16 protein-coding genes are annotated in these 22,170 nt (G+C 39.9%); 7 read left to right on the plus strand and 9 right to left on the minus strand.

Annotated elements, in window-relative coordinates; translation table 11 throughout:
• Window positions 1-15: 15 nt before the first annotated feature.
• A complete protein-coding gene (locus JQC92_RS05325; protein ID WP_204998673.1) occupies window positions 16-1,116 on the minus strand; it encodes a phosphoribosylaminoimidazolesuccinocarboxamide synthase in 1,101 nt (366 codons plus the stop codon).
• A 234-nt stretch (window positions 1,117-1,350) separates the two neighbouring features.
• On the opposite strand from JQC92_RS05325, the gene JQC92_RS05330 reads away from it, so the two are divergent.
• Genes JQC92_RS05330 through arsJ form a run of 3 tightly spaced genes read left to right on the plus strand, consistent with a single transcriptional unit; the run spans window position 1,351 to window position 3,975 of the window.
• Entirely contained in the window at window positions 1,351-1,692 is a 342-nt protein-coding gene (locus JQC92_RS05330) for a metalloregulator ArsR/SmtB family transcription factor (protein ID WP_129945578.1), read from the plus strand.
• A gap of 25 nt (window positions 1,693-1,717) precedes the next feature.
• Entirely contained in the window at window positions 1,718-2,725 is a 1,008-nt protein-coding gene (locus tag JQC92_RS05335) for an ArsJ-associated glyceraldehyde-3-phosphate dehydrogenase (protein WP_204998674.1), read from the plus strand.
• Between the two features lie 11 nt (window positions 2,726-2,736).
• Window positions 2,737-3,975 carry an organoarsenical effux MFS transporter ArsJ gene (arsJ, locus tag JQC92_RS05340; protein ID WP_204998675.1) on the plus strand — a complete coding sequence of 413 codons (1,239 nt, stop codon included), beginning with the start codon at window positions 2,737-2,739 and terminating at the stop codon, window positions 3,973-3,975.
• A 21-nt stretch (window positions 3,976-3,996) separates the two neighbouring features.
• Here the strand turns inward: arsJ and JQC92_RS05345 are convergent, their stop codons facing one another.
• From JQC92_RS05345 to JQC92_RS05370, 6 genes are all read right to left on the minus strand, one after another.
• Window positions 3,997-4,338 carry a hypothetical protein gene (locus JQC92_RS05345; protein ID WP_204998676.1) on the minus strand — a complete coding sequence of 114 codons (342 nt, stop codon included), beginning with the start codon at window positions 4,336-4,338 and terminating at the stop codon, window positions 3,997-3,999.
• A gap of 116 nt (window positions 4,339-4,454) precedes the next feature.
• Window positions 4,455-6,281 (minus strand): DEAD/DEAH box helicase, encoded by a 1,827-nt coding sequence (locus tag JQC92_RS05350; RefSeq protein WP_204998677.1) that lies wholly within the window; start codon window positions 6,279-6,281, stop codon window positions 4,455-4,457.
• Between the two features lie 469 nt (window positions 6,282-6,750).
• Window positions 6,751-7,593 (minus strand): hypothetical protein, encoded by an 843-nt coding sequence (locus JQC92_RS05355; protein ID WP_204998678.1) that lies wholly within the window; start codon window positions 7,591-7,593, stop codon window positions 6,751-6,753.
• A 147-nt stretch (window positions 7,594-7,740) separates the two neighbouring features.
• The gene (locus JQC92_RS05360; protein ID WP_204998679.1) at window positions 7,741-8,961 is read right to left on the minus strand and encodes a hypothetical protein; all 1,221 of its coding nucleotides are present in this window, start codon (window positions 8,959-8,961) and stop codon (window positions 7,741-7,743) included.
• Window positions 8,962-9,095: 134 nt separating this feature from the next.
• Entirely contained in the window at window positions 9,096-11,924 is a 2,829-nt protein-coding gene (gene uvrA / locus JQC92_RS05365; RefSeq protein ID WP_204998680.1) for an excinuclease ABC subunit UvrA, read from the minus strand.
• A 148-nt stretch (window positions 11,925-12,072) separates the two neighbouring features.
• Entirely contained in the window at window positions 12,073-16,437 is a 4,365-nt protein-coding gene (locus tag JQC92_RS05370; protein WP_204998681.1) for an ankyrin repeat domain-containing protein, read from the minus strand.
• A 320-nt stretch (window positions 16,438-16,757) separates the two neighbouring features.
• Here JQC92_RS05370 and JQC92_RS05375 point away from each other — a divergent pair, with 320 nt between their 5' ends.
• From JQC92_RS05375 to JQC92_RS05390, 4 genes are all read left to right on the plus strand, one after another.
• Window positions 16,758-18,122: an MFS transporter gene (locus JQC92_RS05375; RefSeq protein ID WP_204998682.1), complete on the plus strand. Its 1,365-nt coding sequence runs from the start codon at window positions 16,758-16,760 to the stop codon at window positions 18,120-18,122.
• A 110-nt stretch (window positions 18,123-18,232) separates the two neighbouring features.
• On the plus strand, window positions 18,233-18,859 hold the full coding sequence (locus tag JQC92_RS05380) for a single-stranded DNA-binding protein (RefSeq protein WP_204998683.1): 627 nt from the start codon (window positions 18,233-18,235) through the stop codon (window positions 18,857-18,859).
• Window positions 18,860-19,295: 436 nt separating this feature from the next.
• Window positions 19,296-19,457, plus strand: a complete 162-nt coding sequence (locus tag JQC92_RS05385; protein ID WP_204998684.1) for a hypothetical protein — start codon at window positions 19,296-19,298, stop codon at window positions 19,455-19,457.
• 136 nt (window positions 19,458-19,593) lie between these two features.
• The gene (locus tag JQC92_RS05390; protein WP_204998685.1) at window positions 19,594-20,358 is read left to right on the plus strand and encodes a hypothetical protein; all 765 of its coding nucleotides are present in this window, start codon (window positions 19,594-19,596) and stop codon (window positions 20,356-20,358) included.
• A 44-nt stretch (window positions 20,359-20,402) separates the two neighbouring features.
• Here the strand turns inward: JQC92_RS05390 and JQC92_RS05395 are convergent, their stop codons facing one another.
• Complete coding sequence (locus JQC92_RS05395; RefSeq protein WP_204998686.1) at window positions 20,403-20,924, minus strand: hypothetical protein; 522 nt, start codon at window positions 20,922-20,924, stop codon at window positions 20,403-20,405.
• Between the two features lie 15 nt (window positions 20,925-20,939).
• Window positions 20,940-21,770, minus strand: coding sequence for a S1 family peptidase (locus JQC92_RS05400; RefSeq protein WP_204998687.1), 831 nt, complete (start codon window positions 21,768-21,770; stop codon window positions 20,940-20,942).
• Between the last annotated feature and the right edge of the window lie 400 nt (window positions 21,771-22,170).

Raw genomic sequence — 22,170 nt, forward strand, 5'->3', positions numbered from 1 at the left:
TACCTTTTCAGAGGATTAATCAACTAAATGATAATTTTTTAATACTGAAATAAGCTCTAGCCTTGGATTTTCTGAAATCTCAATTTTTTTACCTGTCGCTTTTTCTGAAATTCCTATATAAGTTTTAGAAACATTCATCATTTCTTCTAATGGCAAAGCATTGTCTCTAGCTAACGCTTCTCGTTCGGGCATACGGTTCTTATTAAGCAGAACATCAGGATCAGGGAAGTAATTAAGCAGCATCTGACGGAAGCCTTCTTTCGAATTCTCAATGACTCGACCATCACGATAAGCTGCACCATCCCAAATTCTTGACGAATCAGGTGTACCTACTTCATCCATATAGATTAATTTTGAATTGCCCTGCTTGTCCGTCACGTAACCAAATTCAAACTTTGTATCGACAAAGATTTGATCGTGAGTGGCTAATTTGTCAGAAATCAGGTTAAAACCATCTTTCAGCAATGTCTCATAAAGATCGATATCCGCTTTTGATTCAAAGCCAAAAGCTTCAAAGTTGTCTTCAATATTCTTTCGAGAAACATTTACATCATCTTGTGCTGGCACACCTGGGATACCATTTAGAATACCTTTCGTAGATGGTGTGATCAGTAATTCAGGTAATTTTTGATTCTTTTTCAGCCCTTCAGATAAACGAATGCCACAAAATTCTCGTTCACCTTTTTCATAAGCTCTCCACATCGAGCCTGTAATGTATTGACGACAGATAGCTTCAACCATTACAGGTCTGGCTTTTTGTACAATCCATACCAGTGGATGTGGTACATCTAAAATATGGCTATCTGCAAGTCCTTGCTCTTTAAAACAATCAAACCAGTAATTTGAAATGGTGTTTAACGCTGCACCTTTTCCTGGAATACCATTTAACCCTTGCTCACCATGAAAAATACAATCGAAAGCTGAGATACGGTCGCTGATCACCATTACCGCAAGCGGGGTATCATCCTCTACCGGGTAGCCTTTTTCTTTTATCAAACGGCGGCTATCAGTATCCGTTAACCAATAAACGCTTCGCACTTTACCACTATGTACTGGTTTATCAGTGCGAATAGGAAGATCATCATTTACAGCAAGAACAGAATCAGCAAGACTCATCTCAGAGTTTTCCTTCAGGTAGGGTAATTTATTTTTTATTTATTTTCATAAGGTTATATTTAATTATTGTTAAAACACTCCTTTAAAAATGCTTTAAATTTTCGTTATTAGTCAAATATCTAACCTAAAAAATTGACCAATATCTTACGTCTAATTGAAGTAGTAATCTAGTGATTTACATATATGCTTTTTAATATATACTATTTTTGAGATATTTACTGGGAGATCATTTTTATGGATTCATTAAGCTTATTTAAAGCACTTTCTGACCAAACTCGTTTAACGAGTGTTGTGCTCATCCACTCTCAGCAAGAACTGTGCGTTTGCGAACTTATGGTTGGACTGGATGAAATCCAGCCTAAGGTTTCACGTCACCTTGCACTATTAAAAAAACAAGGTGTGTTATGTGGTCGAAAACAAGGGCAATGGGTCTTTTACTTCCTCAACCCTGAATTGCCAGCCTGGTTTATCCAAATGCTCGATCAACTCGTTTTAGAACCACAAAATTATCAAGCTGCATTAGACAGATTAAACAAAATGGGTGACCGACCTCTACGTCAAACCCAATGTTGTTAATTTATTTTTTTATTAGGAAATTGTTATGACAATTAGAGTTGGTATTAATGGCTTTGGCCGCATGGGTCGCTTAGTTTTACGCTCAGCATGGCAGTGGGAGAATATTGAGTTTGTGCAACTCAATGACCCACAAGGTAATGCTGAAACCTTTGCACATTTAATGCAGTTTGATTCTGTACACGGTATCTGGAATGAAACGGTTACAGCAGAAAACAACTGTATCTTAGTTAACGACAAGTCTATGCGTTTTACACAAAACACAGCGATTGCCGAAACAGATTGGTCTGAATGTGATGTCGTTATTGAAGCCTCTGGTGTAATGAAAGACAAGCAAAAACTGCAAGCTTACCTCGATCAAGGCGTTAAACGTGTCCTCGTTACAGCTCCAGTAAAACAAGAAGGTGTTCTCAACGTCGTGATGGGTGTTAACCACCACCTCTACAACCCTGACGAACACAGAATCGTCACCGCAGCATCATGTACAACAAACTGTTTAGCCCCAGTAGTCAAAGTACTGCATGAGAGTATTGGAATTGAACATGGCTCAATGACTACAATTCATGACATTACTAATACGCAAACTATCTTAGACGCTCCACATAAAGATCTTCGTCGTGCACGCGCTTGTGGAATGAGTTTGATCCCCACAACTACTGGTAGTGCAACGGCCATTACTCATATTTTCCCTGAGTTGAAAGGCAAGCTAAATGGCCATGCTATTCGTGTACCCTTAGCCAATGCGTCGATTACTGATTGTGTGTTCGAGATGAAACGCCCTGTTACAGCTGAAGAAATCAATCAACTGCTTACTGATGCCGCTGATGGCGAACTTGCAGGCGTGCTAGGGGTTGAGACTCGCCCACTGGTCTCTATCGATTATAAAACGGATCCCCGTTCAGCCATTGTTGATGCTATGTCGACCATGATCATCAATGACACTCAAGCTAAACTGTATGTTTGGTATGACAACGAGTGGGGCTACGCTAACCGTACGGCAGAGTTAGCACGCATGATTGGCGAAATGGATAAATAGGGAAATACCCCATGCTGGCTGCAATTAAATCCTTACCTGAATCAGTAAAGCAATATCTGATTATCACTGGAAATTATTGGTGCTTTACCCTAACCGACGGCGCTTTGCGTATGTTAGTGGTACTGCATTTTCACCAGCTGGGTTACTCACCACTCGAAATCGCCATGTTGTTTTTGTTCTACGAATTTTTTGGTGTCGTTACCAATTTAGTTGGCGGCTATCTAGGTGCAAAGCTTGGTTTGAATCGCACCATGAATATTGGTTTGGCTCTACAAGTGTTCGCTTTACTCATGCTCACTTTTCCAGCGGAACTATTGCCAAGTGTTATCGCAGGTATTCCTTGGGTGATGGCCGCACAAGCATTTTCGGGTATTGCGAAAGATCTGAATAAAATGAGTGCTAAAAGTGCAATTAAAACCTTGATTCCGGCCAATGCACAAGGAAAGCTCTATCAATGGGTGGCACTGTTAACTGGCTCTAAAAATGCACTCAAAGGCATAGGCTTCTTTTTAGGTGGATTATTGCTGACTGTGCTTGGCTATCAAGATGCTTTGTTTGCAATGGCCATAGCGTTAGCCGTCGTGTGGGTATTCAGTATTGTAATGCTCAAGCAAGAGCTCGGTAAATCTAAAGCAAAGCCTAAGTTTAAGGATCTGTTTTCTAAAAGCCGTGAAATCAATTTACTGTCTGCTGCTCGTCTATGCTTATTTGCCTCTCGGGATGTTTGGTTTGTGGTTGCTCTACCGGTTTATTTAGCAGTAACGTTAAATTGGACAGATTGGGAAGTCGGTTCTTTTATGGCTTTGTGGGTCATCGGTTACGGTATTGTACAAGCATTAGCACCTAAGGTTACCGGCAAAGAACAAGGTCAAGCACCAACAGCAAAAGCCGCTATTTTCTGGTTAATACCTCTATCCGTTATCCCAGCTTTGATCGCATTAGGGATTGGTAACTCGACTCAACTTACCTTGATTATTGTCTCAGGATTACTGATTTTCGGTGCTTTGTTCGCAGTAAATTCATCACTACACAGTTATCTGATTGTTAGTTATGCCAAAGCCGATGGCGTGTCGTTAGATGTTGGTTTTTACTATATGGCTAATGCTATGGGAAGGTTGATCGGCACAGTGCTCTCTGGGTGGATTTACCAAGTTTATGGGTTAGAGGCTTGTTTGTGGTTTTCTAGTGCACTATTAGCAATTGCATTTCTGGTTTCTCTAAAGCTCCCATACAAGGTTACAAATCAATAGCAGAATATAAAACGGGAGAAGTTAACACTTATCCCGCCAACTAATATAAATACAGTCAAAAATTGCCATTAACCAACAAGCAATCAAAACTTTTAATCCCATTGATGCTGACAGTAAAATATCTTGATAAACACTTTGGTGGATGAGCTGCATAATTTTAGCGGGATCGAGAGGGATGCTTCCAGCGACGATTTCATTAGCTATTTTATTGGCGATTTCCATGATTTTTTGCATCAATAAAGCAAAAGCACCAACTGTAACAATGATATAAACCCAACCACGAAGCCGCTGCTTTAAAATAAAGTGCCCAGAACCTGGAAATACAAAGGCTGAAAATAAGAGTGCTTTTGTTGATGGTTTCATATCGTTAACTGATTAAGCATGAATAATTCAATCTTAATATATGACAAACAATTAGCAAACAAAAAGGAGCCGAAGCTCCTTTATGCAATACAGTGAATGCTAAAAAGCATCAAAAATTAACTTTCTTGCTTTGGACGACGTGGTCGACGTTGCTCACCGCCTGAACGGTTTGAACGATTTCTGTCATTACCACGACGCTCACCGCCACCATTACCACGGCGATCATTACCACCACCGCTACGACGACGTGGAGGACGACTGTTGTTATCAGTAATCGCTTGCTCACCCGCTTCGCGAATGTTCAATTGACGTCCACATACACGCACTTTTTTCAGGTGCTGTAACACTTCTTTTGGCATGCTATCAGGTAGGTCAACCGTAGTAACGGCATCATATAAATGAATTTGACCAATGTAGCGACTGTCAATGTTTGCTTCATTCGCAATCGCACCAACAATATTTCCAACACCCACTTTGTTATCACGACCGACTTCAATCAAGTAACGACACATTTTAACGTCTGGGTTATCTTTAAGTGATTCCGCTGTGCCCATATTTTGTGGCATACGGCGGCCACCGTCACGTCCATCACGGCGTTTGTCACGACCATCACGAACACGCTCTTGCATTGCCGGTAATTGAAGAGGACGCTCTTCTTGCACTTTGTGCAATAATGCTGCAGCCAATAAATCAGTATCAACTTCAAGTTGGTTGCACAGCTCTGCAACCGCTTCTTTCATGAAGTCTAAGTCGCCAGATAGCGTTTTAGCTACTTGCTCACCTAAACGAGAAAGACGTTTTTCAGCAACAATTTCAGGGCTCGGCACTGACATTGGTGCAATTCGGCTATTCGTTGCACGCTCAATGGTGCGTAACATACGCATCTCGCGATGTGTTACGAATAAGATAGCCATACCTTGACGTCCAGCACGGCCTGTACGACCAATACGGTGAACATACGCTTCTGTATCGTAAGGAATATCATAGTTGATAACATGACCAATACGCTCAACATCAAGACCACGAGCTGCTACGTCAGTCGCAATAATGATGTCTAACTTACCTTTTTTAAGCTGATCAACGGCACGTTCACGCGCTTGTTGATTCATATCGCCATGTAAAGGTGAAGAAGCATAGCCACGAGCTTCTAGCTTTTCAGCAAGTTCAACACAAGAATTACGAGTACGAACGAAGATGATGATCCCTTCGGTATTCTCAACTTCAAGTACACGTACTAAAGCTTCTAGCTTGTTATGTTGTGAAACTTGAACAAAGCATTGCTCGATAGATTCAACCGTCGTATGGCTCGCTGCAATACTGATATAAGTTGGATCGTTCAAATGTTTGCTAGCAACACGTTTGATTTGCTCAGGCATAGTTGCCGAGAATAATGCAAGCTGACTGCCAGCAGGCTTATGATCTAATACCCATTCGATATCGTCAATGAAGCCCATTTTTAGCATTTCATCAGCTTCATCTAATACGAGTGCTTTTAAGCTATCAAGTTTAAGCGTACCACGACGCATGTGATCCATCACACGACCTGGTGTACCAACAATAACTTGTGGTCCACGCTTTAGATGTTGCAGCTGTTGCCCCATGCTTTGACCACCGTAAATTGGTAGTACATGGAAACCTTTCATATGTTTTGCATAGCTATTGAAAGCTTCTGCAACCTGAACAGCAAGTTCGCGCGTTGGCGCTAAAACTAAAATTTGAGGTGCATTCAGCTTTGGATTACAGCTGTTTAAAAGAGGGAGTGCGAAAGCACCGGTTTTGCCGGTCCCCGTTTGCGCTTGACCAAGAATATCCTTGCCAGCCATTAGTGGCTCAATACTGGCAGATTGGATTGGAGTTGGTTTCTCGTAACCTAAATCGTCAAGAGAACGCAATAATGACTCAGATAAACCGAGATCACTGAAAGTTTTTTCACTGGATGACATTGAGTTGTAGCCTTGTGGATGCACAGAAAAGTGCAAAGTAATTCACAGACAGAAAATCAACCCCGTGTCGATTTCCCGCACCGATAAGCGGCGTAGTATACCTCAAAGGCAAATAAATTACTATTGATTAATAAGCAATGTATCAATACAAAGTTTATGACTTCATAAAAGACATATTATTTGGGTAAATAAAAATACTATGTGACTAGGGCTGCATATCTTTCGTGATTGTTTTTGCATTGATAAATTAGTTGTTTTATTCAAGGCAGATTTTTTGCGGTTTGGTTTCTCCAAATTAGCAAGCGATAACGATGAAGAAGTGACCCATTTACGCTGTCTTCGGTGCTTTTGAGCATTCAATGCTCTGTGTTGTGATCAGTTTACTTAGATGGCTAAGCTCCACTGCTCACGCCTTGAACAGGTAAATGCTCAAATAGCACAAAATTTAATCCTGAAAGATAAACAGCCCCTAAGCAAGAGTATGCATTCTTTTAGGGCTATACTTTTCAACTTTACGAGCTAATCGACAATGTTCAGGAATATTACGTTCTCTTAGCACCCTATTTCTTCTCGCTTCTCTTTTTTCAGCTCTCGTCTTTACAGGTAACTCATCACCACCCCAATTAGGCATACTTTTCAAGAGGTAATAACTATTATCAGGACATTGTAGATATTGATTATAAGTATCGCCTACTGTTTCATCAAAAACTTGATATTTACCGATGCTTTTCTCAGTATTTAGTATGCGACACAATGTCTCGGCTTGCACCTTTAATTCATGGATAGTCTCGTGCTGTTTTCCCATAGTGAAGCGAAGTTGAGCTTTTACTTCTTCAGCTCTTGGGTGGTGTGTTGTGCGACGTTTTAACTCACGAAAATTACCGTTAAGATGCTCTATGTGATTTCGAAGAGCATCGCAATCTGCCGGTACTCTGTTTAACTCGATAGGGTCTGCACCTGGAATATTTAAAATATAAGTGGCTTCAGGGTTTTGACCATTTTCATCATAATCAATTGTATAAGTAACCTTTACACCCTTAGCTGGTTTCAGGGATTCATTTAAGTTACTCATCGCCCTAAAACAACCTTTATCAGTCTTCGAATTAACTAATGTCTTAACTCCATCTTCTACTTGACTCTGATTCAATCCAAAAAAACGATTTATCAATGCTTTAACAACCTTGACGACAACATTATCGTCACTGGCAAGCTCTTTCATTTCAAAAGACACACCCTTTGAATGATCAGTTTCATGCATTGAAATTTGAAATCTTTGTGAATTAAGGAAACCAGCAGATACAGTGCCTGACATAATACCTCCAAACTTAATCTTCTTGCTTAGATTTTAGCACCCAAAGATTAAGTAATACTCAGCCATTAAGTTAATATTGGTTCACAAAGCACTATTTGAAACTGTGGCAAGGATGAGGTACTGTTTACAAATTCGGCTCAAAAAATCTTAAACAAGTTTATGAGCAAACTTGCGATTTAAAATTGCAGTAGGGAAGGATACTAAAAGGAACTCTTTGTGCTTTTCTTCTGTTTGCTTACCAACTTCTGAAGCTAACGATAAATAGTAACTCACACCATCTGCATGATTAACTTTTTTGCAACGAACACCTTGATTCCATCCATTCTTTTGAATTTGCTTGGCTAACTCGTCGCAGTCCGACTCTGATAATTGTTGATTTGAAGGTCCAGTAATTTCGTTAAAGGGTTCGTAAAAATCTTGGTTCTCAAAAATTAAATAATCCCAATTTTCTCCTAATTGCTTGCTCATTGTTTTCATTAATTCACTATAACGGCAGGTTTCCATTTTAACAGGTCTGGAAGAATTGGAGTTTGAGATCGAATTGTCTTCGTCACCTTCTGCAGCTGTGGGGTTCTTGCCTTTAATCGTATCTACGGAGGGTTCGCCTTCATCGCCGCCCTCTATAACGACAGGGATATTGCTATCATCAGAGTCAACTATCTGTAGTTTTAGTTTATCAGGAATAGATCGAGTTACGATATTATCAAAATCCATTGTACTCAAACTCACAGAATATAATGGAGGTACTCCGTTTCGCTTTGCTTCAAAACTACAAGTCTGACCCGCTTGATTCAAGTGCTCAACAAATTGTTGAGTTGCGTTGAGGAGATCATCCGAGTACTCAAATTCTCCATCGATTAATTCTAGCAATTCATCGATTAATTCATGATCATCAACTGAAATATTAAAAATTTTCATTAACTCTTGAATTCGCTGCCTATACAATTGATTTTGTACATACTCTGAATCTTCAGAAGCAGGAACGCTTCTTAAAAAAATCGGATCTTGATGAGGGCTATTTAAGTAGTAACTGACTTGGCATTGACCATTAGCGTCTGGTTTTGTGCATCTATATGAAACGTAAACACCTTGTGCGTATTTCAACTCCTGGTTTATTGAGAACATCGCTTTTCGACAAGATATATCATCTGAGCCATCATTCATTTCATTTAAGCTATTAGACAAACGTTCACGATGAAAACCAGAGGTAAATGATGAAAGGTAATCTAATATTTTTTTTACAAATATCCTGACATTAGATTTACTCGATGATGAATTTGATAATTCAATACTATTGTGCTCTCGCACTAGCTCAACTTGACATGAACTCAACCTTTGAAAAGGTACAGATAATGCTATACCACTCATGACATCTTCCATTTTCTATTCTATATCAGAATTATAGCATTTTGTTCTAAATTAAACCCTTGCAGCCCGATTAAGCTTTCTTAACCAAAAAAGCCCGAGATATTCGGGCTTATGACTAAAGCTAAACTTAGCACTTACTTTAGCATCGGTTTTAAAAACCTTGCCGTATGCGACACTGGGTGTTCAGCGACTTGCTCAGGTGTACCACAAGTTAAAATAGTGCCGCCGCCCGAGCCACCTTCTGGGCCAAGATCAACAATCCAATCTGCGGTTTTCACAACATCTAAATTGTGTTCAATCACCACAACGGTATTACCATGCGATTTTAATCTATGCAATACATCTAACAGCATTTGAATGTCAGCAAAATGCAGGCCTGTTGTTGGCTCATCCAGAATATAAAGCGTTTTTCCGGTGTCACGTTTTGACAACTCTTTTGCTAACTTCACTCGCTGTGCTTCACCACCCGATAACGTCGTTGCACTTTGTCCTAAACGAATATAAGACAAGCCAACATCCATTAAGGTTTGTAATTTACGAGACACGGCAGGGATGGCAGTAAAGAATTCTCGTGCATCTTCAACCGTCATTTGCAGCACTTCATGGATGTTTTTACCTTTATAGCGTACCTCTAAAGTCTCACGGTTATAGCGTTGACCATTACAAGAGTCACAAGGAACATAAACATCAGGTAAAAAGTGCATTTCAACTTTAATTAAACCATCGCCTTGGCAAGCTTCACAACGACCACCTTTAACATTAAATGAGAAACGCCCAACCTGATAACCACGACTGCGCGCCTCTTGTGTACCAGCAAAGATTTCACGGATTGGTGTAAATATCCCAGTATAAGTAGCAGGGTTCGAGCGAGGTGTACGGCCAATAGGGCTCTGATCAATATCGACCACCTTATCGCAATAATCCATACCAATAATTTCGTCATAAGGTGCGGGTTCAGTCACAGTAGCTTTGTTCAACACTTTATGAGCAATGCGATAAAATGTGTCATTGATGAGGGTTGATTTACCAGAGCCTGAAACACCAGTAACACATGTCATTAAACCAACTGGAATGGCTAAATCAACATGCTTAAGGTTATTACCTGAAGCGCCCTTTAGCTCAATAAGTTTATTTGCATCGTAAGGTACACGATCACCTTTCACGTGAATCTTCAGTTCGCCTGAAAGGTATTGACCTGTCACTGACTCTTTGCAGGAGGTAATGTCATCAAATGTACCATCCGCAATCACTTGACCTCCATGAACACCAGCACCTGGGCCAATATCGATAACATGATCGGCCATGCGAATGGCATCTTCATCGTGCTCGACCACAATCACGGTGTTGCCCAAATCACGTAGATGCTTCAAGGTTTTCAGTAATCGCTCGTTATCACGTTGATGTAGGCCAATAGACGGTTCATCAAGTACATACATCACACCAACAAGACCTGCGCCGATTTGACTGGCTAAACGAATACGCTGTGCTTCACCACCAGACAAAGTATCAGCTGAACGAGATAAGTTAAGGTAATTCAAACCGACATTTACAAGGAAACCCAAACGCTCTTGAATTTCTTTTAAGATTTTTTCAGCGATTTTTGCTTTTTGACCTTCAAACACTAACTGATCAAAATAGGCTTTAGCTTCACCAATAGACCACGTAGTCAAAGCAGGTAAGTTGATATCGCCAATAAACACATTACGTGCTTCTTCTTTCAGGCGTGAACCATTACAACTTTGACAATGTTGAGTATTGATGAATTTTGCCAGCTCTTCTCGAACCGCATTGCTCTCCGTTTCTCGATAGCGGCGATCCATATTGTTGAGGATACCCTCAAATGGGTGATTACGATTAACTACATCACCTTTATCGTTGACATATTTAAAGGCTATTTTTTGACGACCCGAACCATAAAAAACGATTTTTTTAATATTGTCATCCAGCTGGTTAAACGGAGTTTCAACATCAAAATCATAATGCTCAGCCAGTGACGTTAACATCTGAAAATAATAGAAGTTACGTCTATCCCATCCACGAATGGCACCACCAGCTAGCGATAAATCATCATTAATGACGACTCTCTCTGGGTCGAAAAACTGCTGAACGCCCAAGCCATCACAAGTACCGCAAGCACCAGCGGGATTATTGAATGAGAAAATTCGCGGTTCAAGTTCAGTAATCGAGTATCCACAATGCGGACATGCGAAGTTAGCCGAGAAAATAAGAGGCTCATGACTTGCATCGTCATCCATCGACACGACATGTGCAATGCCACCTGATAGCTCCAATGCAGTCTCAAACGATTCTGCTAAACGCTGTTTTAAGTCTTCACGCACTTTAAAACGGTCTACCACGACTTCGATGGTGTGCTTTACGTGCAAATCTAGCGCTGGCGGATCGGATAAATCACAGACATCACCATCAATTCGAGCACGAATATAGCCTTGTGCAGCAAGGCTATCAAGCAGCTTAACGTGCTCACCTTTGCGAGCGTTAACAACAGGCGCTAATAGCATTTGGCGGCTGCCTTCGGGCAATTCGAGAGCTTTATCCACCATTTGACTTACCGTCTGCGCCGTCAATGCCTGATGATGCGTCGGGCATCGAGGTTCGCCGACTCGTGCGAATAAAAGACGTAAGTAATCGTAGATTTCGGTGATGGTTCCAACTGTCGAGCGAGGATTATGCGAGGTCGACTTTTGTTCAATCGAAATTGCAGGACTTAACCCTTCAATGTGGTCGACATCTGGCTTCTCCATCAAACTTAAAAATTGACGGGCATAAGCTGACAGTGATTCAACGTATCGACGTTGACCTTCTGCGTAAAGCGTATCAAAAGCTAAAGAAGATTTACCTGAGCCAGATAAGCCAGTGATAACAATCAGCTTATCTCTGGGAATGGTTAAATTGATATTTTTTAAATTATGGGTTCTGGCACCGCGTACTTCAATTTTATCCATCTGACTCTGTATGCCCTTAGCGTAAAAAATTCAGTCCGCTAGTATGACAGATTCTGTTTATTGAAGTAATGCTATTTGCGAGTAAACGCTATTTTTCTAATTCGCATAGCATAAAGGCAAGGTAGGATTTAAATTTCACTTTGTAATTTTAATCCGATAAGTGACTCTGCTCTTCATGAAGCCATTGAGCAATTTCGTCTTTATGAAATTCTCTTGCTATTGCAATCCAATCAAACTCACTTTCAAGAGTTTGCAGAGCCTCAGGAATTTCAATACGTTTCAATACCTTTAAGGACTCAAGTTTGCCAAGCTGTATCATCCAAGATGTAAATGACTTCAAATCTATAACTTCACTAATATAAAAAAGTAACTCTCTAGTAATATCTTTTTCATTCTCTGAAGCAGCCTTTTCAAGCGCATTTGCTGCCCTCAAAACAAAACCTTCAAGCTGTTGACTTTCGATTTTTTTTCTTTCTTTCGGTGCTGATATCGAATCGGTTTCTTGATGATCAATACGCCTTAATTTGAGCCAAGTCTTCAATTTTAAGCTACCTATCGCCATTTCAGAGAGCGTTTTTCCTTGGATATTAGACGGTGTATGAAAATCAAAGTGATGCTCAGTGAGATAATCAATCATTTCAGCCGAATCAGACATAGTGGCTTGAACATGTAAAGAGTGTTGTGCATTGCTTTGATAGAGGTCTTCAGAGCTAAGAAGGTTAAGCCGTTCTAACTCCTGTAATAGTTCTACTTGCCCCCATAATGCAGCATAAGCAATGACATTAACTCCATGAGAATCAGGAGTATTCCAGTTTTCCCCCATTTGTTCTACAATATCTTTTGCAGCTAACAAATTGCCATTTTGTACTGCGTAATGAATAGGCAACTTTCCATTATTATCAAATTTGAATAAACACTCTTTAGGCATCAAGCTCAAAAGAGGTTGCAATAAGTTGCTTTGATAATTCATCACTGCAACGTGTAAGAGATTTTGGCCATTATCATTGGGCATAGTAAGTAGCTTTTTAGATTCTGACTCAAAATTTTGGATCACCCAATTAACAATATCTATTCGCCCTAATAATATCGCTCTGGAAAGTATATGGTTCCCTCCTTTAAAAGTAAGCTTCAAGTCAACACAACATGCATTGCACCTCTTAAGCATCGGAATAATTTCCATAAAATCATCAGGCCTACGCTCTAAAAGATACTCTAACCTGAATTGTTGCAACCGCATGCCAGAAAGATCGGGATCTTTAATGGCTTGCTCTAACATAACTTTGATGATGGGTGGCGGAGCACAGTTTAGAGCATATCCCACGGCACTCCTTGTTTGGTCAGATGGTTTATGAAAAACATATACTCTCATTTTTTCTGAAAGCTCTTTAACGGCCGTGATATTTTTATTTCTTATCGCATAATGAATTGGATACATACCATCTTTATCAGGCTTGAACAGATAACCTCTAGGGATGAGATTTAAAAGCGGCTTTATTGAATGATTACCGTGGATTTTCGTTGCAAGATGTAACAGGTTTTGCTCATTAGCATTTCTAATGAGAAGCCCTTGATGAACTCGAGACTTATAATTTTCTATTAACCAATTTGCGTTCTCTATTTGTCCCGATGATAGCGCTTTAGCAATTATTTTTCCTTCACTTTGATCAGAGGTAACGTTATCTAAAAAGCACATATTGTGTTTCTTCAATAACCCTGCGATTTTAACAAACTCTTTAGGTCTGTGATCTAAAATATACCCCAATCGAAATGCCATGCCGGTGTAATCCTGCAAGCTATATCTTTTGGCCGTTTCTTCTATCATTATTATTATTATATCTAGCGGGGCTGATTTAATCGCATAAGCCAGCGGAGAACGCTGTCCTGAATTCGCTCTATAATAAATACTAGCTCCATTATCTAATAATGAATCAATATCTTGTGGGCTTTTATTGTTCAAGGGGCTACTAAGATCAGTGCCATGGTTCAATAAATATTGAATCGCTAACTTATTTTCAGAGTCAATGGCATAACGCAGTGGTAACCGCCCCCTATCATCTACAACATTACTTTTAATTTGCGATAATAAATAACACTTGTATTCCCAGCTAGATTTACCGTACTCAGACCAAAAGCTGTGATTTTCTTGAAATTTAAACATTAATTTGACAAGTATTGCTTCTTTGCTATCTACGGCATAATGCAGAGCTGTTTTACCATTTTGGTCTTGTATGTTTATATTTAGTCCAGGAACCAACATTGCTTGGAATAACTCTGCATTCCCGGAATTCACTGCAAGAATTAACGGAGGTGTCATTCCTTCTCCGAATGCATTCGGATTGGCTCCGCTTTTAATGAGCAATTTAACCATCTCTACGTCTTGAGCCTCAATGGCTAGCATTAAAGGGGACTTCCCCGTAGTTTTAGATGTCCTATTAATGGTTTTAGCTGCTTTAGAGTAGTCAAGCATTTTACGAACTAATTCTGTATTACCTGTTTTCACCGCCAAATCAAATGGTGTATAACCTATTTTATTTTCTTGGAAATACCACCAATCACTCTTTCTTTCAATGTAAGGTAAAAATAGTTCTAGGTAACCTGGATTTGACTCAAGTACTTCATGAATAACGCAGTTCTTAGTATCACGGTCGACTAAAAGTTGCACCCCCCCATGTTCATCTGTACCCACTTCCTTAAAAGGAGACCAAGCTTCAGGAAGACCTAATAATGGTTCTGCTCCAAGTTCTTTTAGAAGTGTTGCAGACTTAAAATGACCGTTTTTAAGAGCACATGCCATGGGGTTACAGCAGGATTGGTTGAGGTCATTGACTCCAGCCCCATACTGAGTTAATAGTCTCAAAATTTCTGTTTGTCCATTATGAGCCGCTAAATGTATAGCTTTATGTTCCAGAGTAGCACTGCCACTTGCCGAGAAACCATCCTCAAGCATGAGTTTTACGAGATCGGGACGATTCAATTCTATTGCTAGGCCAAGAGGAAAAAAATTGGGAGCAGCAGTTCTATCATGAGAAATGTTTTTGGCGGAAATTAAAATTTTCACCATTTCAAGATCGCCACTTTCTATAGCCATCCCAAGTTCTGTTCTATTAGGGAGCGCTCCCTTTTCTGTGGTTGGTTCAGCTGGAGTATGCCAATAGTTTACTGGAACACCTTGTGCCACCATATATTTCACAAGCTTCGGACATCTAAGTCTTACTACTACATGAAATATCGTCTCACCCGTTATTTTATTAATGAATGGTTCTGGCGTTGTATCTTTGCCCGGGCTCGTAACCCAATGAACTAGAGCTGTTTCCTCATTTGCGTTTTTTATTTCTGTGGAAGCGTCATGCTCCAGTAAAAATTCAATTACTCTGAAGTTAAAGTTGTGCGTTGCTATATGTAATGCTGTATTCCCAGCTCCATCGATAGGTTCATTAATATCAATTTGTGAAGTTTCGAGGAGCATGTTAATTACATTTAAATCACCTGATGCTGACGCCCTCTTAAATAAAGACTTGATTTGGCTTTGTTCAAGGCCACTTTTTATTTGTTCATCAAGACCTTTATAATCTTTAACCATAAAGAAATAGTTCGCTAATAACCTCGACGAAAGTGGTTGAGGACTATCCGGTTCGGAATAATTTTTAGGCTCACTTGCTAAATCTAATGCACCAGTGCTCCTAGAAACAGGTTCGGAATAATTTTTAGGCTCACTATTTTTAGGCTCACTTACTAAATCTAATGCGCCTGCGCTCCTAGAAACAGTAGCCCTTAAACTATGGCTGGGGCTATGTATAGTCTTCAGGAGTCGTTCCAAATTTTCGATATCCCCATCTTCCTTCAACCAAATTAGAAGCCGTAATAGCTCATCTTCACTACACTTATTGAAAGATGTATCTATTTCACACTCGTCTTTACTCTTTAAGGCTGTTTTTAAACTTCTTTCACTGTTTGTTAATAATTCAAAATATTTTCGGTCGGGGTTATGAGTTAAACACTTTAAATCATTTACTTCTTCGCATTCCTCACTTTCAAATTCACTACTTACTTCAACTTTTTTGGGTTCAGGATTCGAGGGTTTTGATATATATTTTTCTAACGAGAATTTTAGTGTTTCTTCAAATTCCTCATCAGTGTCCGAAAGGGAAAGCGGGTGTGACTCTACAGTTACTAATTCGCTTTTTTCATCGACTCTATTAAAGCTACGGTTCAAACTTGAAAAATTTGAGCTTTCACAATTTTGGCAGCCTTCAACTACCTCATCAGAGCCCGACTGGGTAAGTGATGATTCTACAATTACAAATCGACACATTTCATCGATGCTATTACTGCTACTGTGAAAACTTGAAAGAATTGCACTTTCAGTACGCGGATGGGGCTTAGTGTTAGCAACCCATGGCTGCTCTACTTGATCAGCCATGCTTATTTCAAGCTGACTAGGTTCGCCTGGCGTGTTATTTTCACTTTTAGAGATGTTTAATTCACTGAAAGTACTCAAGAGACGTTCAATCATAAAAAATTTATTTGAGGGATCTCTCTCTAGACTATGATGTCTAGAACTTTATGCAATATATATGAACTAAAATTTAAAATAAGCAAACCTAGAATTAATAAAGAATAAACCAACCTTAAACGAAATATAACAAAACAGCCCTAGATAGACCTATCTGCGATTGAAGTAATTTGTCATTAATACTTTTGCTAATTACTTATAGATATCTCAACAACTTACCTGACCTTAAACTGTACGTCGTCTTGATTTTTTTTGAGTAGAGCATTTTCACTATGTTATTATGCGTTCCCTTCTGTTTTATTGATGTTTAAGGCTCCCATATGGTCAACAATGGCTTATCTAAAATAGAGAAAAAAGTCGCATTTTCTCTGGCAAGTGTATTCGGCCTCCGAATGATGGGGCTTTTCATGATCATGCCGGTTTTTGCCTTGTATGGTCAGCACTTAACAGGGTTCTCTCCATTGTGGGTAGGTATTGCTATTGGTGCCTACGGTTTAACCCAAGCCTTATTGCAAATCCCAATGGGTATTCTTTCTGATAAGTTTGGACGAAAGCCCATTATTCTCATTGGGTTAGTCTTGTTCGCCATCGGTAGCCTAATCGCTGCTTCGGCAGACAGTATTTATATGGTTGTCTTTGGTCGAGCAGTGCAAGGAATGGGGGCAATTGCCGCCGCAGTTTTGGCACTGGCTTCAGATTTAACTCGTGATGAGCAGCGAACCAAAGTCATGGCGATCATTGGCATGTGCATTGGTTTTTCGTTTGCATTGGCCTTATTAGCGGGTCCCATTATTGCAGAGCACCTGGGCCTTCATGGTTTGTTCCTGATGACAGCTGCCTTTGCCGTATTGGGGATGCTGATTGTTCAGTTCTTCGTGCCTGACCCAGTAACCCATGCTCCTAAAGGTGATACAACTGCAGCGCCTGCACGTTTGAAAGCCATGTTAAAAAACCCTCAGCTCGTGCGTTTAGATGCAGGGATCTTCATCCTTCATCTAACATTAACAGCGGTCTTCGTTGCATTACCTTTTGTTTTAGTCCACGCAGGGTTCCCTAAAGAAGAGCATTGGAAACTGTATTTTCCAACGTTTATCGGCGCCTTCTTCTTGATGGTTCCGTTAATCATCATTGGCGTTAAGAAGAAAAATACCAAAGCCACTTTCCAGATTTCACTGTTAATAATGCTAGCAGCATTAGCAATCCTAGCAGTTTCAGGCCAGTTCTGGGCGATTGCCGTTGCCATTCTGTTGTTCTTCACTGCGTTTAACTACTTAGAAGCCTCGTTACCCAGCCTCATCGCTAAATTCTGTCCTGTTGGCGATAAAGGGTCTGCCATGGGTATCTACTCCACAAGCCAATTTTTAGGTGCATTCTGTGGCGGCATGATGGGCGGTAGTATGTATCAATTTGTTGGTAGTACAGGCGTCTTTATCTTCGCCTTCGTACTCGTGACAATTTGGTTGTTATTATCAATTGGAATGAAAAACCCTGTACTACTGAAAAGTTACACATTAACGGCTAATATTAAAAATAAGCAGCACGCTAAAACCATGGCTGAAGAACTCGCAAATCTAAAAGGTGTTGCTGAAGCAACCTTGATTGCCGAAGAGCAAGCAGCCTACCTCAAGGTAAATGATCAATTTGATTTATCCGAGGCTCGAGCTGTGTTAGGCTCTACTGAATAATCTATTCATGCCTTTGAATGAGCAGAATTCAGAGGCATATCAAAAAACCGCGTACCTTTGCCGTAACGCAAGTAAGCAATAAAATATATAAAGACTCTCAGGAGATATTAATGGCCAGTCGTGGTGTTAATAAAGTAATTTTAGTTGGCAACTTAGGACGTGATCCTGAACTACGCTACATGCCAAACGGCAATGCTGTAGCGAACTTCACGATTGCTACAAGTGAAACATGGAAAGACCAACAAGGTCAGCAACAAGAACGTACTGAATGGCATAACATTGTAATGTATCGTCGTTTAGCTGAAGTTGCAGGCGAGTACCTTAAGAAAGGTGCAAAAGTTTATGTTGAAGGTCGTCTACAAACAAGTAAATGGCAAGATCAACAAACTGGGCAAGATAAGTATCGCACTGAAATCGTTGCTAATGAAATGCAAATGTTAGACAGCCGTGGTGGTAACGGTGGTCAAGGTGGTGGTTACGGTGGACAAGCTCCACAGCAGCAATCTTACGGTTCTTCTGCACCACAGCAACAGCAATCAGCTCCGGCTTATCAATCACAGCCACAGCAGCAACAATCTGCGCCTGCGTATCAGCCTGTTCAACAACAGCAACAATCTGCGCCTGCACAGCAACCTGCTCCAGCTAAGCCTGCTCAATCACAACCACAGCAGCCTCAGCAACAACAAAATTTCACGCCAAATCTTGATGATGGTTGGGACGACGATATTCCGTTCTAATTCAAGACAAATTTAAGAATGTTGATTAACACATAAAAAAGCCGCTATAAGCGGCTTTTTTTATTTCAATGGAATGATCACAATCAGTAAGAGCTTGATTTCTTTAGCTGCTGAGTGATGTAATACCAACTACAGGAAAAACATAACAAGGACCGTTATGAAATATACTAAAAGCGCTAGCGTCTACAGTAATGATTTTCAGTTTAAACTCCCTTGCCCAACAACAAACACCCAATAATCGTTTTCCAAACAACATCAACTTGCCAGTATATCCTGCATCAACTATCGCAGTTAGATACAACAATGTTTAAGGAAGTTTACTCAGCGGGAAAATCATGCAAACTGCATTATTTGTGTCAGATGATGATGTGAACGAGGTCATTAAGTTAGACTACCAACATATAAAAAATTTGATCTCGCATTTGGTGCTATTTTAATGAAAACAGCCCCTGATAACTTCCAAATGCATACTCACTTTAAACATTACATTTCTACTCCTTTCGTACTCATACAAGAAATGAAAGTCATTAGAGTTGCAGGATTCGAAGGTAATATAAAAATTGAGCTCAACAACCAAGTTAGGCATAAACTTCAGTAGAGCAGTGGTCAATAGCTTTATATTTATCAACAAAGCATCATTTTTTTAAAAACTGCTCTCTGGAGCTTTTTGTTTATTCTTGCTAGCATATTTTGAATACAAAATGATTTTGTATTCAAATCTAAGGAATGGATTTATGATAAAACGGATTTTTTGGTTGTCACTGGCCACAGTTATGCTTCCTGTATTGGCTAACGTCAATATGACATCTAAAGATAAACTGATTCAACAAGCTGCATTAATCATTGAAGAGGGTTTATCATCGACACCTCTTAGTTGCCTAGGCATTTCAAGAGTTGATTTTAATAACGTGTTCAGAGACGCAAAGAACACTTGCGCTGAACGGCTTCCCGAAAGCATTGAACAGGTAGAAAAAGAACGGTACGTCACAGAATTTGGTAACTGCGTTAGCAGTGGATTACGATCGCATTTCGACATATCTCAAGCAACGATAGACCGTTGTGAAACCGCTGCATATTCACCACCAAACTCTTTAAAAGAAGCGGCAAAAAGGTTAAACCAAGGGCTAAAACTTCATGCAAGTCAATCGGATATTGGGCAAGTTACTCTTCCACTGTACATGAACCATCGAGTTGTGAGTCATTTTCCTGATGGCATGGGAAATGTGTTAGGTACAAGCTCCCTTCCCGTGGCGGTTTTTGCAACGGATGACGACATCAGTAACGTCATTAACTTTTATCAAACTCAGTTACCTGACTTTAAAAAGTTCACCGTCGAAAATGGGGTGGTTTTTATCGAAGATGCGCCTGCTGATTTTGACTTGTTGACACACATTGGGCTCTATACATCCACCCCACATGTACTAATAGAAGACATGCGTTTCAATGAGATCACGGCACAAGAAGGTGACGTTAAAATAGAAGTCAGTTACCGTAAATAGTGTTAACTATCCCCTACATCAAAGCTGGTATAGGGGACTTAAAATTACTTTTCGCCGAAATAAAATTCGTACTCACGTTGTAATTCTTTCACTTTTTCATCTTCTTCAATTAACTTTAACGCCTGTGGAATAGTACTTTTAACCCACTCGTAAGGTTTACCATCAAGCTTAAAACTATTTTGTACACTGTACATATTAATGGCTTCTGTAAAGTTTTCAGAGAACTCATGGTTTGAAACAGGATGGCCTTTCACAAACACTTCGTAGCGGATCACTAAGTCTCGGTTTGTCACAACGGGTAAAATACCCAACGACATTCCAGCCCACATTGCAGAGGCTAGTCCAGCAGCATTTCCACCTGCAGTAGCTTTAAAGGTATGGCTTATTTCCAAACGAATAGGTGCACCAATAAGCTCAGAATCCATATTTTTAAACAGTGGCTTGTCTTTTAAAATATCGTAAAGTTCTTCATGGTTGAATGAACTACCAAAACTCATTGGAGGCAAAGCCTCTGCTTGCCCCAAAAAGCTAACAATACTTAGCAATAATCCTAATGCTAATCTCATATTTATTTTCCTTTATTATTGGTAGCAGTTTAGCTGTACAACTGAAGTCAAAGCAGCATCATTACTGATCCTGATATTGCCTTCCAAGTTCGGCTCTACTTCAGTAAATGTTATCTCGTGCTTATTTAAGAACTTAGCAATATACTGAGCATCCAAAGCAAAGTTAACATTTTGTGGCAAAGAACCATTTTCAACGAGCGTTTTATAATTCAGCGTGCTCACTGCTAGGCCCAATAATTCGCCACCATCAGATACAACAGGTCCACCGCTGGAACCAGGTTGAATCGGTGCAGAGAATTGGAAGTTCGCCACATCACCCTTTAAGCCTTTGCGAGAACTGACATTACCTCTGGTTAAATTGGGAGACTGAGCTAAAACACCTTGAAGTGGAAAGCCAACGTTGGTCACTTGCTCACCTAAGAAAATCTCTTGCTTAGTTCTAAACGGTAAAAAGCGTTCAACCTTGCTTTTTCCTTCAATAACAGCAAGGTCGAGCAGTGTTGAATCTGCAATGGTATGAGCTACATGCGACTCACCATCTTTATTCACTTCGGTATATAAACACTTACGCAGTACATGCGCAGCCGTTAATACTTGCCCTGACTCATTGATATAAAAACCGGTACCACTCGAATAGGGTTTTTCTGTATTGGCCAGTTTCACTACATCAACATCCGACATAGCCAACTCAGCGGGATACGTTGCCGCAGATGGTTTGAATTTATTAATGAGTTCTACAACGACAAGCTGTGCAGCACGTAACGATACGTTGTAAAACGCAGCATCATTTCCGATATGACCAAAATTAACTTTGAATTCTTTTTCACCTGAGTGAATGTTACTCATCGTAGAATCAAATACATTGAACTTCATGGTCATTTTGACATTCGGATATTCGAATGACCACTTAGGCTCTAAATCTAACAGTAAAGCAAACTTTTCTTGTGACGTGCGATCAAACGCTTTTCTACTTTTAAAATAAACAGATAATGCATCTTCAACACCTGCCTTTAATGCCGGACCGGTATTAACACGTGTTTTATATTTGTTTAAGTAAAAGCTTTCTTCAGATAATGATTTAGGAATGTAATAGGCAAGTTCAATGTCTCTTGGTAGTTCAACTCCTGACTCTTCTACACAAATATTATGGAAATTGAACTTATTATCGTTTCGTTGATCTGATCAGTAAATTACACTAGATAAGGCAACGCATCATGTCAATTTTCAACCAAGATCTATGGTCAAA

The organism is Parashewanella hymeniacidonis, assembly GCF_016900895.1.
Taxonomy (GTDB): domain Bacteria; phylum Pseudomonadota; class Gammaproteobacteria; order Enterobacterales; family Shewanellaceae; genus Parashewanella; species Parashewanella hymeniacidonis.